Below are 14,627 nucleotides of genomic sequence, written 5' to 3' on the forward strand. Positions count from 1 at the left end.
AGATTTCCGCGGGCGCCCGGCAACGGCGCCCGCCAAACCATTGAGGATTGACTCCATGTGCGGCATTGTCGGCGCAGTTGCTCAACGTAATATCGTTCCGGTGCTGATCGAGGGGCTGCGCCGCCTTGAATACCGTGGCTACGATTCGTGCGGCGTCGCCGTGCTCGAAGCCGGCGCGCCGAAGCGCGCGCGCAGCGTCGAACGCGTTGCCGACCTCGACGCGCAGGTGCGCGAGTCGAACCTCGAAGGCGTCACCGGCATCGCGCACACGCGCTGGGCCACGCACGGCGCGCCCGTCACGCACAACGCGCACCCGATCTTCTCGTCGAACGCGCTCGCGCTCGTCCACAACGGCATCATCGAAAATTACGAGCCGCTGCGCGAAGCGCTGCGCGCGAAGGGCTACGAGTTCGTGTCGCAGACCGACACCGAAGTGATCGCCCACCTCGTGCACAGCCTGTATCGCGGCGACCTGTTCGCCGCGGTGCGCGAGGCGGTGCAGCAGCTGCACGGCGCGTATGCGATCGCCGTGATCCACAAGGACCAGCCGCACACGGTCGTCGGCGCGCGCCAGGGCTCGCCGCTCGTCGTCGGCTACGGCAACGGCGAGAACTTCCTCGCGTCCGATGCGCTCGCGCTCGCGGGCAGCACCGACCACTTCACGTTCCTCGAGGAAGGCGACGTCTGCGAGCTGTCGCTCGACGGCGTGACGATCGTCGACCGCCAGGGCCAGAAGGTCGAGCGCGAAAGGCGCGTCGTCAGCGCGTACGGCGGCGCGGTCGAGCTGGGCCCGTACCGTCACTTCATGCAGAAGGAAATTTTCGAGCAGCCGCGCGCGATCAGCGACACGATCCCGAACGCGGACGCGTTCGACGCGTCGCTGTTCGGCGAGCATGCCGCCGCGACCTTCGCGAAGATCGACAGCCTGCTGATCCTCGCGTGCGGCACCAGCTACTACTCGGGCGTCACCGCGAAATACTGGCTCGAATCGATCGCGAAGATCCCGACCCAGGTCGAGATCGCCAGCGAGTACCGCTACCGCGAATCGGTGCCGAACCCGCGCCAGCTGGTGGTCGTGATCTCGCAATCCGGCGAGACGGCCGACACGCTCGCGGCGCTCAAGCACGCGCAGGCGCTCGGCCACACGCACACGCTCGCGGTCTGCAACGTCGCGACGAGCGCGATGGTGCGCCTCACGGAGCTGTCGTTCCTGACGCACGCGGGCACCGAGATCGGCGTCGCGTCGACCAAGGCGTTCACGACGCAGCTCGTCGCGCTGTTCGTGCTGGCGGCGACGCTCGGCAAGCTGCGCGGGCACGTCGACGCCGCGCAGGAAGCCCATTACCTGAAGCAGCTGCGCCACCTGCCGGCCGCGCTCAACAGCGTGCTCGCGCTCGAGCCGCAGATCATCGCGTGGGCGGAGGAATTCGCGCGCAAGGAAAACGCGCTGTTCCTCGGCCGCGGGCTGCACTACCCGATCGCGCTCGAAGGCGCGCTGAAGCTGAAGGAAATCTCGTACATCCACGCCGAGGCGTATCCGGCGGGCGAGCTGAAGCACGGGCCGCTCGCGCTGGTGACGGAGGCGATGCCGGTCGTCACGATCGCGCCGAACGACGTGCTGCTCGAAAAGCTGAAGTCGAACATGCAGGAAGTGCGCGCGCGCGGCGGCCAGCTTTACGTGTTCGCGGACGCCGATACGCACATCGTCAACGACGAAGGCCTGCACGTGATCCGGATGCCCGAACACTACGGCCAGCTGTCGCCAATCCTGCACGTCGTGCCGCTGCAGCTGCTGGCGTACCACACCGCATGCGCACGCGGCACCGACGTCGACAAGCCGCGCAACCTGGCGAAATCGGTAACGGTGGAATAAGCGGCGCGGCGGCCGGTCGGGCGCTGCCGTCGACTTGGACGGAGAACAGATAGTGAGACTGATTGGATGCGGATTGCTGGCGCTGACGTTCGCATCGTCCGGCGGCGCCGCCGAGCGTTACGTCGAGGTATGGAACCCGCCCGAGGCGCGCCCGTCCGGCGGCCAGGCGGCGGGCACCCAGGCAGCCGACACGCATGCCGGCGCGACGCGCCACGCGGCCACGGCGAAGCCCGCACCGCCCCCCTCGACAAAGCACAAGCATCACGCCGCGCACGCGATGAAGACACGCACGCAGCACCGTCCGGCGGTCGCGACCGTGCTGCCGGCGGCGCCCGCCACGCCGCCGGCCGCCGCCCCCGCCGCGCAGCCCGCGCCGGGCAAGCTGACGGTGATGCAGCCGCCCGCGGCCGACGCACCGCGTCGCGCGCTGGATTACACGGATATTCCGCGGCAGTTCACACCGGACGGCAACGTGCTGCGCGTCGGCACGCGCAATGGTCCTGCGGAGGTCACGCGATAATGGAAGCAGAAACCTATAACGGCTACCAGATCTGGGGCCATGCGATTCTCCAGCAGGACGAGATCCTGCAGCCCGAGCGCTACGCGGCGAGCGGGACGATCACGCAGCACAACAAGCTGGTCGAGGCGTCGGGCGTGCTCGGCGTGTTCGACACCGAGGACGAGGCGCGGCTCGCGGGGCTCGCATGGGCGCGGGCCTGGATCGACAGCCACCGCTGAGCGGGCGGCCGGCGCCCGCGCAACCGGGCGGGCGGTCAATAACTTGGCCGCTCTGTAAAAAGTGGTTAAGCAGGGCCTGATTTTGCCACTCTGACGCCTCAGTCGACGACTGAGGCGTTTTTCTTTGTCCCGTCGACAGAGCCGGGCGAATGGAAAGGAGCCACATTGCGACGGATGTGCCATTCCGATTACGTGACGACAACGTCCCGGTATCCGACCACCAAGTGACGGCCCCGCTCAATCCCCAAAGCAGGGATAGACGTCCCTCTATTGAGGATTAACCAACTGATCCCTATAATGGGGACATTCATCCCTATATAGGGGATTCGCTATGAGTCTTGCCGACTTTCTCTTCACACCGAGCCTGCAACGCGTGCTTGGCGCCACGCTGCTCCAGCCTGACCGCAGCTTTACGCTACAGGAACTGCTGCGTCTGGCGAACAGTGGGCGCGGGAGCGCTCAAAAGCAGGTGGACCGCCTGGTCGAGGCGGGCGTACTTCGGGAAGACTCCCGACGAGGCCGGCAACGAAGCATCCGGGCGAATACCGAGTTCATTCTCTATCCCGAATTGTTGAGTATCGCACGCAAGTCATTTGCCGTTGCGGAACCACTGAAAGAAGCCCTCGAGCCTTTTGCCGACCACATCACCTCAGCGTTCGTGTTTGGCTCCGTGGCCAAGGGCACTGACAGTGGCCGGAGCGACATCGACCTGATTGTCGTCGGGAACGCCCCTCTCCTCGCTCTATCCGAGGCCCTCCACAAGGCCGAAGAAGGTCTGCTGCGCCCCGTTAACTTCTCTTTGTACGAGCCTGCCGAATGGGCTGCCCTGGTTCAGTCCGACCCTGTCATTGCCCAGATTGCCCAAGGGCCCACGCTGAGGATACTGTGATGCCACGCCCAGCTGAATACGAAAACCTCATCAAGACGAAAGCCTTTGAGGCGGTCGCCCCGACGCCCGGCGCCATCGCGGGCTTCCTGCGTAACGCGGCGGACTATCAGGCCACCGCCGAGGAGTTGGACCCCAGCCGGCATATGCAGATATTTACCTTGGCCTACGAAGGCTATTTTCAGATAGTCCAGGCCGTCCTGGAGCGCTACGAGGTACGCACCAAAGATGCGGGCCGTAACCTGGCCATCCAGCGCGTTTCCACCTCGCTGGGTGTCAACACCCAGGAATTTGCCTTCATCACGAAGGCCCACGAGCGTCGCAACGGCACCTCTTACGTTTCACCGTTTCCGCCCGTGTCGAAGGCTGAGGCCGCCACCATGCTCGCCATCCTGGCGAAGTACCTGCCCGTTGCGCAGACGCTGACCGGTACGCCGTGAGGGCCCTGTCTTGCAGAACAGTTCGATATGAACGGGCGGACGGCAGCCACAACGATAAAAAAAGCCCCAGCAGGATCACGCTGGGGCTTGCGCTTCCGTCAGAGCTGACCAGCCACTCTGTTACAAAACGGTCAGGGCCGATAACGCCCCTTCGCGCATTCAGGCGGCCTGCCGGGCCGCCGGCTGCGGGCGGCCGATGAGCCGCGCGAGCCCGACGATCACGACCAGCGTCGCCAGATAGGCGGCGATCTGGATCCCCGCCGGGCGCGCGGTGTAGCCGACCAGCGTATGCAGCATCTTGCCCGCCACGCTGCTTTCCTTCAGCAGCCACGACGTGTCCCACACCGCGTCGCCCCATGACGGCACGAGGCCGGCGGCCAGCAGAAAGCCGGCGCACTGGCTCGCCATGCCCGCGGCGAGCAGCACCAGCAGGCCGTTGGTCACGGAAAAAAGACGCTTGAGCGGAATCTGCAGCAGGCCGGCGTACATCGCCGCGCCGAGCCCGGCACCGCCGAGCACGCCAAGCAGGCCGCCGATCGCCATCTGCGGCGCCTGCCCCGGATCGCCCGCCGCGATCCCGTAAAGGAACAGCACGGCTTCCGAGCCTTCGCGCAGCACCGCGACGCCGACGACGATCGCCAGCCCCGTGAGCGGCTTGCTGCCTGCCGCCACGGCCCGGCCGACCGCCGACATGTGCTGCGCCATCTCGCGGCCGTGCTTGCTCATCCAGATGCTGTGCCACGCGAGCATCACGACCGCGACGAACATCACGCCCGCATTGAAGACCTCCTGGCCCATCCCCGACGCCCAGTTCGAGATCACGTCCGCGAACCCGGCGATCAGGCCCGCGCCGATCACGCCGCCGGCGAGCCCGCCGCCAACCCACCAGCCGCGCCGGGGCACGCCCTTGGTGGCGGCCATCACGATCGAGACGACGAGCGCGGCCTCGAGGACTTCACGAAACACGATCAGGGCGGTGGACAGCATGGCGGTATCGGATTACTTGACGGTCAGGTGAGTCTTCGACTGCGCTTCGTGGTACTCGTCGTGGAACTCGTAGCTGCCGGGCTTCAGCGGGCCGACGTACAGTTCCACTTCCTTGCCGGCCGGGATCACCTTCTCGGCCTTGAAATCGTCGCTCTCGAACTCGGCGGGCGTCGCGTCGAGGTTCTTCACCGCGAACTTGACCTTCTTGCCGGCCGGAATGGTCACGCCTTCCGGCGAGAATTTGTGGTCCTTCAGGGTCAGGCGATAGACGTCGTCGGCGGCGAATGCGGACGAGGCCGATGCGGCCACCAGGGCCAGCGTGAAGCCGAGGGCGATACGGTTCATGTTCGTGACGGGAATCAATATTGAGACGGAGATGATACTAAGATCGATTCGCATTTTCACATCAAATGTCCTTGCTGACGGAATGGGAATCTGACTTCACACGCTTTCGCAACCCATTGCTTCGAAACGATTTTTTTGATCGGAGTCGGGCCGATACCGCGTCAATCAGGCTAAATACCGACTGACCGCTCGGCGGCGCCCTTGATTCGTCGGATCACATCATGACGATCGCCTGCGTGGCGAACAACCCGACACGCGCGCCGCGCACCGCTCCCGTCCCGCGTTCGCGCACTTGACCTTGCCATCGTGGCAAGCTTCATCCTGTGTACGTTCATCAACACCGGACTGGAGGCAAACATGGAATTCGAAGTGCAGGACATGACCTGCGGCGGTTGCGCCAACGCGATCACCCGCGCGGTAACGGCAGCCGATCCGGCCGCGAAGCTCGACATCGACGTGGCAGCGAAGATCGTCAAGGTCGAATCGGCGCAACCCGCGGCGAGCGTGCAGGCGGTCATCGAGGCCGCCGGCTTCCACCCCGCGCTGCGCGCCGCGTAACGCACTGCGCGCGTTCCCGGCTCGCGCGGCGCGGGCCGGGAACGGTTTTCCGCTTGCGGCTTCCGCTCGCGGCGTCCGCTTGCGGCTTCCGCTTGCGGCTTCACCCGCCTGCGCGTGTAACGTGCGCGGGTGCCGCGCCGCCGGCCGGCGGCGCACCTGCCTCCGCGCGCCGCGTTACCGCAGCCGCACGAGCGTCGACTTCAGCTCCGTATATTTCTCGAGCGCGTGCAGCGACTTGTCGCGGCCGTTGCCCGACTGCTTGTAGCCGCCGAACGGGAAGTTCATGTCGCCGCCCTCGTCATAGCAGTTCACCCACACCGTGCCCGCGCGCAGCCGCCGCGACACCTCGTGCGCGGTCGTGAGATCCGCCGTCCACACCGCCGCCGCGAGACCGTACTCGCTGTCGTTGGCGATCCGCACCGCCTCGTCGACGTCGTCGAACACGATCACCGACAGCACCGGCCCGAAGATCTCCTCGCGCGCGATCCGCGCGTCCGGCTTCACCTCGAACACGGTCGGCTCCACATAGAAGCCGCCGGACGCCTCGTCGACGCGCGCGCCGCCTGTCAGCAGCCGGCCTTCGCTGCGCCCCGCGTCGATGTAGCCGAGCACCCGCTGCAGCTGGATGCCGTCGACGATCGCCCCCATCGACACGGACGGATCGAGCGGATTGCCCGGCACGTATGCGCGCGCGGCGGCGATGAGTTTCTCGATGAACGCGTCCTTGATGTCGCGATGCACGAGCAGGCGCGAGCCCGCGGTGCACATCTCGCCCATGTTGTAGAAGATCGCGCCCGCCGCCGCCTTCGCCGCGCGGTCGAGATCGGGACAGTCGGCCAGCACGATGTTCGGCGACTTGCCGCCGAGTTCGAGCCACACGCGCTTCAGGTTCGATTGCGCGGCGTACTGCATGATCAGCTTGCCGACGTTCGTCGAGCCGGTGAACGCGACGCAATCGACGTCGCGGTGCAGCGCGAGCAGCTTGCCCGGCTCGCCCGCGCCCGGCACGACGTTGAACACGCCCGCCGGAATGCCGGCCTCACAGGCGAGCTGCGCGACGCGGATCGCGGTCAGCGGCGACTTCTCGGACGGCTTGAGCACGACGCTGTTGCCCGCCGCGAGCGCGGGCGCGAATTTCCACGCGGCCATCAGGATCGGGAAATTCCACGGCACGACCGCCGCGACGACGCCGATCGGCTCGCGCGTGACGAGGCCGACCAGATGATGATCGGCCGGCACGACTTCGCCGCCGACCTTGTCGATCGCCTCCGCGAACCACTCGACGCAATACGCCGCGCCCGGCACGTCGACCGTCGTGGTGTCGCCGATCGGCTTGCCCGCGTCGAGCGTTTCGAGCAGCGCGAGCTCGTCGAGATGCGCGCGCATCAGCGACGCCCAGCGCAGCAGCACCGCTTTGCGCTCGCGCGGATTCAGCCCCGCCCACACCTGCGCGTCGAACGCGCGACGCGCGGCGGCCACCGCCGCATCGACGTCCGCTTCCCCGCAATCGGCGACCTTCGCGAGCACGCGGCCGTCGATCGGGCTCACGCAGTCGAACGTGTTGCCGGCATGCGCGTCGCGATACGCGCCGTCGATGAATGCGCGCCCTTCGATCGCGAGCGACGCCGCCTTGTCCTGCCAGTCAGCCAAAGTCAACTTGTTCATCAGGATGCCTCAATGTTGTGACACTCGCCGCGCGACGCGGTGCGCCCGTGGCACTGCTGGCGGCGAATGCGGTGACGCGCGGTCAGAAGGTCGGCGGCGAATTGGCCGACACGACCTCGCAGACTTGCTCCGCGCTGGGATTGCGAAAACGGTGCGGCAAACGGCTCTCGAAGTAGTAGCCGTCTCCGGGATCGAGCAACCACGTCGTGCTGCCGACGGTCAGTTCGAGCCGGCCCGCGACGACCACGCCGCCCTCGTGCCCCGCATGCGACAGCATCTCGGGGCCGGTGTCGGCATGTGGCTGGTAGACCTCGCGCATGATGCACATGTTGCGATCCTTCACGCCGGCGCCGACGAGATGGAACGCGAGCGATTCGTTGCCGAGATTCGGCATCTCGTCGCGTCGCGACACGACCGTGCGCGACGCGACCAGCTCGAACGTGAAGAACTCGGCGAGGCTCATCGGGATGCATTCGAGCAGCTTCTTCAACGACCCGACCGACGGGCTCACGCGGCCCTGTTCGATCAGCGAGATCGTGCCGTTGGTCACGCCGGCGCGCTTGGCGAGTTCGCGTTGCGACAGGCCGTGCTTGTTGCGCACGAAACGCAGGCGTTCGGCGACTTCGGTGGACATCGATTCGGTTTCTGCCACGATGGGGTGCGATGAGGTGCGGTGAAAAAGTGAAACCATGCATTGAACAGCCGTTAATTATTCTAATCACTTTATCGCGCGCATTGGCGGGGAAAACCCCGAAAGGCGTTCGAAATAATCAACACCCCATTTGCCATTCCAAAGACGAATGATTTATTCGCAGTGCATCGGGTAAGCCCTGACGAATGGCCTTAAAAAAACATTTGACGCCGTTTTTGGCTCGTATATGCTGGCTCTCAGGTCAGCGTCATCTGTCCGTCATCCACCGCAAAACGCCATGTTGCAGCGCGAAATGCGGCGCCGATGGCAGCGATGCCGCCCGGCCGATGCCTCGATTATTTAAACGCCCGGTGCGTTTGAGCAATCAGGTGTTCAATACTTTCAACAAACCAGCCGAGTGTAATCGTGAGAGTCCGTAGCCATCTGGCGAGGTGGAATCAAGGCGATGTGCGAAGTTCGCGCATCCCTTCGCCCATCCCCGACGGCAGTTGCGGCCGGCATCATCCTCGCCTGCATCTGTCGATCTACACCATCCTGTCCCGTCGCTCCGTGCGACGCCGCAATGCCATCTCGGCACGCGCATTCGTCGCCATCCATACCGACGAAGTGGCATCGCTGCTGCCATAGCGCCTCTCTCCCGTTTTCGCCGTTCGTTTTCGCCGTTCGTTTTGACCGTATCGCGTCGTGCCGTCCGCATGACCGGTAGCGGCATGTCGTTGCGCGCGCATCTTTCTTGCCGCGCCGCACGCGATGCGATGAAACGAACGGCGCCCCGACCGTCACGCACAGCGGTTCGCCGACCACGCCTGCCGCTGTGACCCTTGGATTGCGGCCATGCGCAATGCGCGCGGCTGCGGGGCTTCGTCACGCCTGCGATTCGTGCAAGCGGCATACCGTCGACGGTTGCCGCGCCGCATCGCGGCGTCGCCGCCCATACAGGCAACCTGACGCTATGAAAAGGAAACCTCTTGTCGGCATCACCGCCGACCTGACGCAAATCGGCGCGCATGCGTCGCATGCCGCCGGTGACAAGTACGTCGCCGCGGTCGTCGACGGCGCGGGCGCGCTGGCGATGCTGCTGCCCGCGCTCGGCGCGCGGCAAGCGACCGAGGACGTGCTCGACGCCGTCGACGGCCTGTTGTTTACCGGCAGCTATTCGAACGTCGAGCCGCATCACTACGGCGGCGAACCAAGCGCGCCGGGCACCGCGCACGACGCGGCGCGCGACGCGACGACGCTGCCGCTGATGCGCGCCGCGATCGCCGCAGGCGTGCCGGTGCTCGCGATCTGTCGCGGCTTCCAGGAACTGAACGTCGCATGCGGCGGCACGCTGCATCAGCGCGTGCACGACGTGCCGGGCCTCGACGACCACCGCGAGGACGACGACGCGCCGCTCGACGTGCAGTACGGGCCGTCGCACACAGTGCGCCTGACGCCAGGCGGCCTGCTGCACACGCTCGCGGACGGCCGCGACGAAGTGCACGTGAATTCGCTTCACAAGCAGGGGATCGCGCTGCTCGGCGCGGACCTCGCGGCCGAAGCGACCGCGCCGGACGGACTGATCGAGGCCGTGAGCGTCGTGGGCGCGCCCGCGTTCGCGCTCGGCGTGCAATGGCATCCCGAATGGCGCCAGGGGCACGACCCGCTGTCGAGCGCGATCTTCCGCGCATTCGGCGCCGCGTGCCGTGCCCGCCGGCAGGCCCGCGCGCACGGCACGCCAGCCGCCACCCCGTCCGCGCCCCGCGCCGCGCTCGCCTGAGCGCCCCGCCAACGACATGAGAACCAACATGCAAGACATCGACGATTTTCTGAAGAAGCACCGGATCACCGAGATCGAAGCGATCATTCCCGACATGGCCGGCATCGCGCGCGGCAAGATCACGCCGCGCAACAAGTTCACGTCCGGCGAATCGATGCGCCTGCCGCAAGCCGTGATGGTGCAGACCGTCACCGGCGAGTATCCGGAAGACGGCTCGCTGACCGGCGTCACCGATCCGGACATGGTGTGCGTGCCCGACACGTCGACGATCCGCCTGATTCCGTGGGCGGTCGACCCGACCGCGCAGGTGATCCACGACTGCGTGCATTTCGACGGCTCGCCGGTCGAGATCTCGCCGCGCTACGTGCTGCGCCGCGTGCTCGACCTGTACAAGGCGAAGGGCTGGAAGCCGGTGGTCGCGCCGGAGCTGGAGTTCTACCTGCTCGACATGAACAAGGACCCGGACCTGCCGCTGCGCCCGCCGGTCGGCCGCACCGGCCGCCCGGAAACCGGCCGCCAGTCGTATTCGATCGAGGCGGTCAACGAGTTCGATCCGCTGTTCGAGGACATCTACGAGTACTGCGAAATGCAGGATCTCGACATCGACACGCTGATCCACGAAGTCGGCGCCGCGCAGATGGAGATCAACTTCATGCACGGCGACGCGCTGTCGCTCGCCGACCAGGTGTTCCTGTTCAAGCGCACCGTGCGCGAGGCCGCGCTGCGCCACAACATGTACGCGACCTTCATGGCCAAGCCGATGGAAGACGAGCCGGGCTCGGCGATGCACGTGCACCAGAGCATCGTCGACGAGGAAACCGGCCGCAACCTGTTCACCGGCGCCGACGGCGGCCCGACCTCGATGTTCTACAACTATCTCGCCGGCCTGCAGAAATACACGCCCGCGATGATGCCGATCTTCGCGCCGTACATCAATTCGTACCGCCGGCTGTCGCGCTTCATGGCCGCGCCGATCAACGTGCAGTGGGGTTACGACAACCGCACCGTCGGTTTCCGCATCCCGCACTCTGGCCCGGCCGCGCGCCGCATCGAGAACCGCATCCCGGGCGTCGACTGCAACCCGTATCTGGCGCTCGCCGCGACGCTCGCCGCCGGCTATCTCGGCATGACGCAACACCTCGAACCGACCGAGCCGCTGATCAGCGACGGCTATTCGCTGCCGTACCAGCTGCCGCGCAACCTCGAGGAAGGCCTCACGCTGATGAGCGCGTGCGAGCCGATCGGCGAGATCCTCGGCCAGAAATTCCTGAAGGCGTACTTCGCGCTGAAGGAAACCGAATACGAAGCGTTCTTCCGCGTGATCAGCTCGTGGGAACGCAAGCATCTGCTGCTGCACGTCTGAGCGTGCACAACCGCAAACCGGAGGCAACATGACCTATCGCAACGAAGCAGCCTGGATTCAACCCGCGGCCCCGGCCGCGCAAGCCGCGCAGGCACGCACCACGGCCGAGTACCGCGCGCTCGACGCCGCGCATCACATCCACCCGTTCTCCGACATGGGCGCGCTCAACCGCACGGGCAGCCGCGTGATCGTCAAGGCGCAAGGCGTCTACCTGTGGGATTCGGACGGCAACCAGATCATCGACGGGATGGCGGGGCTCTGGTGCGTGAACGTCGGCTACAGCCGCAAGGAGCTCGCCGACGCCGCATACCGGCAGATGCTGGAACTGCCGTACTACAACACGTTCTTCAAGACGACCCACCCGCCGGTGATCGAGCTGTCGGCGCTGCTCGCGGAACTGACGCCGGCCGGCTTCAATCACTTCTTCTATTGCAACAGCGGCTCCGAAGGCAACGACACGGTGCTGCGCATCGTCCATCAATACTGGCACACGCAGGGCAAGCCGTCGAAGAAGTACGTGATCTCGCGCAAGAACGGCTACCACGGCTCGACGATCGCGGGCGCGACGCTCGGCGGCATGGGCTACATGCACGAACAGATGCCGTCGAAGGTCGAGCACATCGTCCACATCGACCAGCCGTATTTCTTCGGCGAGGCCGAACCGGGAATGACGCCCGAGGCGTTCGGCCTCGCGCGCGCGCAGCAGCTCGAAGCGAAGATCCTCGAGCTCGGCGCGGAGAACGTCGCCGCGTTCATCGGCGAGCCGTTCCAGGGCGCGGGCGGCGTGATCTTCCCGCCGTCGACCTACTGGCCGGAGATCCAGCGCATCTGCCGCAAGTACGACATCCTGCTCGTCGCCGACGAGGTGATCGGCGGCTTCGGACGCACCGGCGAATGGTTCGCGCACCAGCACTTCGGCTTCGAGCCGGACCTGATCACGATGGCGAAGGGCCTGACCTCCGGCTATGTGCCGATGGGCGCGGTCGGCATTCACGAGCGCGTCGCGCAGCCGATCATCGCGAGCGGCGACTTCAATCACGGCCTCACCTACTCCGGCCATCCGGTCGCCGCCGCGGTCGCGGTCGCGAACCTGAAGCTGCTGCGCGACGAGGGCATCGTCGAGCGGGTCAAGACCGATACCGGCCCGTACTTCCAGGCGCTGTTGCGCGAGACCTTCGCGCGCCACCCGATCATCGGCGAAGTGTCGGGCACGGGCCTCGTCGCCAGCCTGCAGCTCGCCGAGGCGCCGGCCGCGCGCCGCCGCTTCGCGAACGGCGGCGATGTCGGCACGATCTGCCGCGACTTCTGCTTCGGCAGCAACCTGATCATGCGCGCGACCGGCGACCGGATGCTGCTGTCGCCGCCGCTCGTGATCACGCGCAGCGAGATCGACGAACTGGTGTCGAAGGCGAAGAAGGCCGTCGACGCGACCGCTCAGCAACTGGGACTTTCATAACGGCTTCGCTTACCGGCGGCGGCGCTCGCGCGATGCGGCGCCGCCCGCCCTCACTACCAGAGGAACTCCATCATGCGTGCTCGATATCTTCGCCATGCCTTCGCCGCCGCCTCCCTCGCCGCCGCGGCCGGCGTCACGTCCGTCGCCAGCCCGCCGGCGGTTGCCGCCGACACCGAGCTGAACGTCTACAACTGGTCGGACTACATCGCGAAAGACACGATCCCCAACTTCCAGAAGCAGACCGGCATCCACGTCAAGTACGACAACTACGACAGCGACGACACGCTGCAGGCCAAGCTGCTCGCCGGCAGCTCGGGCTACGACATCGTCGTGCCGACCTCGAACTACATGGCCAAGCAGATCCAGGCGGGCGTCTACCAGAAGCTCGACAAGTCGAAGCTGCCGAACCTGTCGAATCTCGACCCGGTGCTGATGAAGATGATCGCCGACGCCGATCCGGGCAACATGTACGGCGTGCCGTGGGCATACGGCACCGACGGCATCGGCTACAACGTGCAGGCGGTCAAGAAGGCGCTCGGCGAAAACCCGCCGGTCGACAGCTGGGCGCTCGTGTTCGATCCCGCGCACATGTCGAAGCTCAAGGGCTGCGGCGTATCGTTCCTCGACCAGGCGGTCGACGTGTTCGCCGCGACGCTGCAATACATGGGCAAGAACCCGAACAGCACGAACCCCGCCGACTACCAGGCTGCCTTCGACGTGCTGAAGAAAGTCCGGCCGTACATCACGCAGTTCAACTCGTCCGGCTACATCAACGACCTCGCGAACAACGACGTCTGCGTCGCGGTCGGCTGGTCGGGCGACGTCGGCATCGCGCACCGCCGCGCGTCGGAAGCAAAGCGCTCGTACGACATCCGCTTCGCGAACCCGAAGGAAGGCGGCCTGCTGTGGTTCGACGTGATGGTGATCCCGAAGGACGCACCGCACGCCGAAGCGGCGATGAAGTGGATCAACTACATCGAGGACCCGAAGGTCAACGCGGAGATCACCAACACGGTGTTCTATCCGACCGCGAACAAGTCCGCGCGCCAGTTCGTGACGGCGGCGGTCGCGCAGGACCCGACCGTCTACCCGTCCGAGGACGTGCTCAAGAAGATGACGCTGATGCGGCCGATGCCCGCCGACATCCTGCGCCTCGAAAACCGTCTCTGGGCGCAGCTCAAGACAGGCCATTGATCGCGCTGCACGCACGCGGCGCAGGAATCGCTCGATGCCTGCCCGCATGAACCCAGCGGACTGACCGTCCGCCTGCGCGCGCGGCGCGCAGCGATCCACCCGGCAGGAGCCGTTCCGCGAGGCGCGTTGCGCGCCTCGCGCGGGGACGCTCACGCCTGCAATCCGTGATGAACGAATGGTGAAACTCATGCAATCGATTCCCAGTCCCGACGCAGCGCGACACGCGCAACCGGCCGCCACGGCCCGTGTGAAGAACGACGCGTTCGTGCGCATCGAAAACGTCGTGAAGAAATTCGGCGACAGCACCGCCGTCGACAACGTGAACCTGACGATCGCGAAGAACGAACTGTTCGCATTGCTCGGCAGTTCCGGTTGCGGCAAGTCCACGCTGCTGCGCATGCTCGCGGGCCTCGAGACCGCGACCTCCGGCAAGATCTTCGTCGACGGCGAGGATCTCGCGACGCTGCCGCCGTACCGCCGCCCGGTGAACATGATGTTCCAGTCTTACGCACTGTTTCCGCACATGACGGTGGAGTCGAACGTCGCGTTCGGGCTGAAGCAGGAAGGCACGCCGAAGAACGAGATCGCGGAACGCGTCGCCGACGCGCCCGCGCTCGTGCAGATGAGCCAGTACGCGAAGCGCAAGCCGCACCAGCTGTCGGGCGGCCAGCAGCAGCGCGCCGCGCTCGCGCGCCCGCTGGTCAAGCGCCC

16 protein-coding genes are annotated in these 14,627 nt (G+C 66.1%); 12 read left to right on the forward strand and 4 right to left on the reverse strand.

The window, feature by feature from the left end; translation table 11 throughout:
* Positions 1-55 precede the first annotated feature (55 nt).
* The 5 genes from glmS (at position 56) to LIG30_RS18715 (ending at position 3,937) form a co-directional block, all read left to right on the forward strand.
* The gene (gene glmS / locus LIG30_RS18695; protein WP_038714343.1) at positions 56-1,873 is read left to right on the forward strand and encodes a glutamine--fructose-6-phosphate transaminase (isomerizing); all 1,818 of its coding nucleotides are present in this window, start codon (positions 56-58) and stop codon (positions 1,871-1,873) included.
* Between the two features lie 49 nt (positions 1,874-1,922).
* On the forward strand, positions 1,923-2,393 hold the full coding sequence (locus LIG30_RS18700; protein ID WP_038714377.1) for a hypothetical protein: 471 nt from the start codon (positions 1,923-1,925) through the stop codon (positions 2,391-2,393).
* A complete protein-coding gene (locus LIG30_RS18705; protein WP_038714344.1) occupies positions 2,393-2,611 on the forward strand; it encodes a hypothetical protein in 219 nt (72 codons plus the stop codon). The genes LIG30_RS18700 and LIG30_RS18705 overlap by 1 nt, the downstream gene beginning before the upstream one ends.
* 331 nt (positions 2,612-2,942) lie before the next feature.
* Positions 2,943-3,500, forward strand: coding sequence for a nucleotidyltransferase domain-containing protein (locus tag LIG30_RS18710; protein ID WP_038714347.1), 558 nt, complete (start codon positions 2,943-2,945; stop codon positions 3,498-3,500).
* Positions 3,500-3,937, forward strand: coding sequence for a hypothetical protein (locus LIG30_RS18715; RefSeq protein ID WP_038714349.1), 438 nt, complete (start codon positions 3,500-3,502; stop codon positions 3,935-3,937). Before LIG30_RS18710 ends, LIG30_RS18715 begins: the two co-directional genes overlap by 1 nt.
* A gap of 159 nt (positions 3,938-4,096) precedes the next feature.
* On the opposite strand, the gene LIG30_RS18720 is transcribed toward LIG30_RS18715, so the two are convergent.
* Both LIG30_RS18720 and LIG30_RS18725 read right to left on the reverse strand, forming a co-directional pair.
* The gene (locus tag LIG30_RS18720; protein ID WP_038714350.1) at positions 4,097-4,924 is read right to left on the reverse strand and encodes an FTR1 family iron permease; all 828 of its coding nucleotides are present in this window, start codon (positions 4,922-4,924) and stop codon (positions 4,097-4,099) included.
* 12 nt (positions 4,925-4,936) lie between these two features.
* Positions 4,937-5,269 (reverse strand): cupredoxin domain-containing protein, encoded by a 333-nt coding sequence (locus LIG30_RS18725; RefSeq protein ID WP_038714379.1) that lies wholly within the window; start codon positions 5,267-5,269, stop codon positions 4,937-4,939.
* Between the two features lie 357 nt (positions 5,270-5,626).
* Between LIG30_RS18725 and LIG30_RS18730 the strand changes: the two genes are divergently transcribed.
* The gene (locus tag LIG30_RS18730) at positions 5,627-5,827 is read left to right on the forward strand and encodes a heavy-metal-associated domain-containing protein (RefSeq protein ID WP_038714381.1); all 201 of its coding nucleotides are present in this window, start codon (positions 5,627-5,629) and stop codon (positions 5,825-5,827) included.
* A gap of 174 nt (positions 5,828-6,001) precedes the next feature.
* Here the strand turns inward: LIG30_RS18730 and LIG30_RS18735 are convergent, their stop codons facing one another.
* The gene (locus LIG30_RS18735) at positions 6,002-7,492 is read right to left on the reverse strand and encodes an aldehyde dehydrogenase (RefSeq protein ID WP_038714351.1); all 1,491 of its coding nucleotides are present in this window, start codon (positions 7,490-7,492) and stop codon (positions 6,002-6,004) included.
* Between the two features lie 82 nt (positions 7,493-7,574).
* A complete protein-coding gene (locus LIG30_RS18740) occupies positions 7,575-8,126 on the reverse strand; it encodes a cupin domain-containing protein (protein ID WP_038714383.1) in 552 nt (183 codons plus the stop codon).
* 465 nt (positions 8,127-8,591) lie between these two features.
* Here LIG30_RS18740 and LIG30_RS27310 point away from each other — a divergent pair, with 465 nt between their 5' ends.
* The 6 genes from LIG30_RS27310 to LIG30_RS18765 all read left to right on the forward strand — a co-directional run.
* The gene (locus tag LIG30_RS27310) at positions 8,592-8,771 is read left to right on the forward strand and encodes a hypothetical protein (RefSeq protein ID WP_083494091.1); all 180 of its coding nucleotides are present in this window, start codon (positions 8,592-8,594) and stop codon (positions 8,769-8,771) included.
* A gap of 325 nt (positions 8,772-9,096) precedes the next feature.
* Positions 9,097-9,903: a gamma-glutamyl-gamma-aminobutyrate hydrolase family protein gene (locus LIG30_RS18745; RefSeq protein WP_038714352.1), complete on the forward strand. Its 807-nt coding sequence runs from the start codon at positions 9,097-9,099 to the stop codon at positions 9,901-9,903.
* Between the two features lie 28 nt (positions 9,904-9,931).
* Positions 9,932-11,266, forward strand: a complete 1,335-nt coding sequence (locus tag LIG30_RS18750) for a glutamine synthetase family protein (protein WP_038714354.1) — start codon at positions 9,932-9,934, stop codon at positions 11,264-11,266.
* A gap of 28 nt (positions 11,267-11,294) precedes the next feature.
* The gene (locus tag LIG30_RS18755; protein WP_038714356.1) at positions 11,295-12,722 is read left to right on the forward strand and encodes an aspartate aminotransferase family protein; all 1,428 of its coding nucleotides are present in this window, start codon (positions 11,295-11,297) and stop codon (positions 12,720-12,722) included.
* A 72-nt stretch (positions 12,723-12,794) separates the two neighbouring features.
* On the forward strand, positions 12,795-13,916 hold the full coding sequence (locus tag LIG30_RS18760) for a polyamine ABC transporter substrate-binding protein (protein WP_038714359.1): 1,122 nt from the start codon (positions 12,795-12,797) through the stop codon (positions 13,914-13,916).
* A 187-nt stretch (positions 13,917-14,103) separates the two neighbouring features.
* Positions 14,104-14,627 (forward strand): ABC transporter ATP-binding protein (locus LIG30_RS18765; protein WP_038714385.1); only part of this gene is annotated, 524 nt, incomplete at its 3' end.

Source organism: Burkholderia sp. lig30, from assembly GCF_000687455.2.
GTDB lineage: Bacteria > Pseudomonadota > Gammaproteobacteria > Burkholderiales > Burkholderiaceae > Burkholderia.

Excerpts from the sequence above, each read along its gene's own strand:
- glmS (WP_038714343.1), top strand. The coding sequence starts at position 56 with ATGTGCGGCATTGTCGGCGCAGTTGCTCAACGTAATATCGTTCCGGTG.
- LIG30_RS18705 (WP_038714344.1), top strand. The coding sequence starts at position 2,393 with ATGGAAGCAGAAACCTATAACGGCTACCAGATCTGGGGCCATGCGATT.
- LIG30_RS18710 (WP_038714347.1), top strand. The coding sequence starts at position 2,943 with ATGAGTCTTGCCGACTTTCTCTTCACACCGAGCCTGCAACGCGTGCTT.
- LIG30_RS18715 (WP_038714349.1), top strand. The coding sequence starts at position 3,500 with ATGCCACGCCCAGCTGAATACGAAAACCTCATCAAGACGAAAGCCTTT.
- LIG30_RS18720 (WP_038714350.1), bottom strand. The coding sequence starts at position 4,924 with ATGCTGTCCACCGCCCTGATCGTGTTTCGTGAAGTCCTCGAGGCCGCG.
- LIG30_RS18725 (WP_038714379.1), bottom strand. The coding sequence starts at position 5,269 with ATGAACCGTATCGCCCTCGGCTTCACGCTGGCCCTGGTGGCCGCATCG.
- LIG30_RS18730 (WP_038714381.1), top strand. The coding sequence starts at position 5,627 with ATGGAATTCGAAGTGCAGGACATGACCTGCGGCGGTTGCGCCAACGCG.
- LIG30_RS18735 (WP_038714351.1), bottom strand. The coding sequence starts at position 7,492 with ATGAACAAGTTGACTTTGGCTGACTGGCAGGACAAGGCGGCGTCGCTC.
- LIG30_RS18740 (WP_038714383.1), bottom strand. The coding sequence starts at position 8,126 with ATGTCCACCGAAGTCGCCGAACGCCTGCGTTTCGTGCGCAACAAGCAC.
- LIG30_RS18745 (WP_038714352.1), top strand. The coding sequence starts at position 9,097 with ATGAAAAGGAAACCTCTTGTCGGCATCACCGCCGACCTGACGCAAATC.
- LIG30_RS18750 (WP_038714354.1), top strand. The coding sequence starts at position 9,932 with ATGCAAGACATCGACGATTTTCTGAAGAAGCACCGGATCACCGAGATC.
- LIG30_RS18755 (WP_038714356.1), top strand. The coding sequence starts at position 11,295 with ATGACCTATCGCAACGAAGCAGCCTGGATTCAACCCGCGGCCCCGGCC.
- LIG30_RS18760 (WP_038714359.1), top strand. The coding sequence starts at position 12,795 with ATGCGTGCTCGATATCTTCGCCATGCCTTCGCCGCCGCCTCCCTCGCC.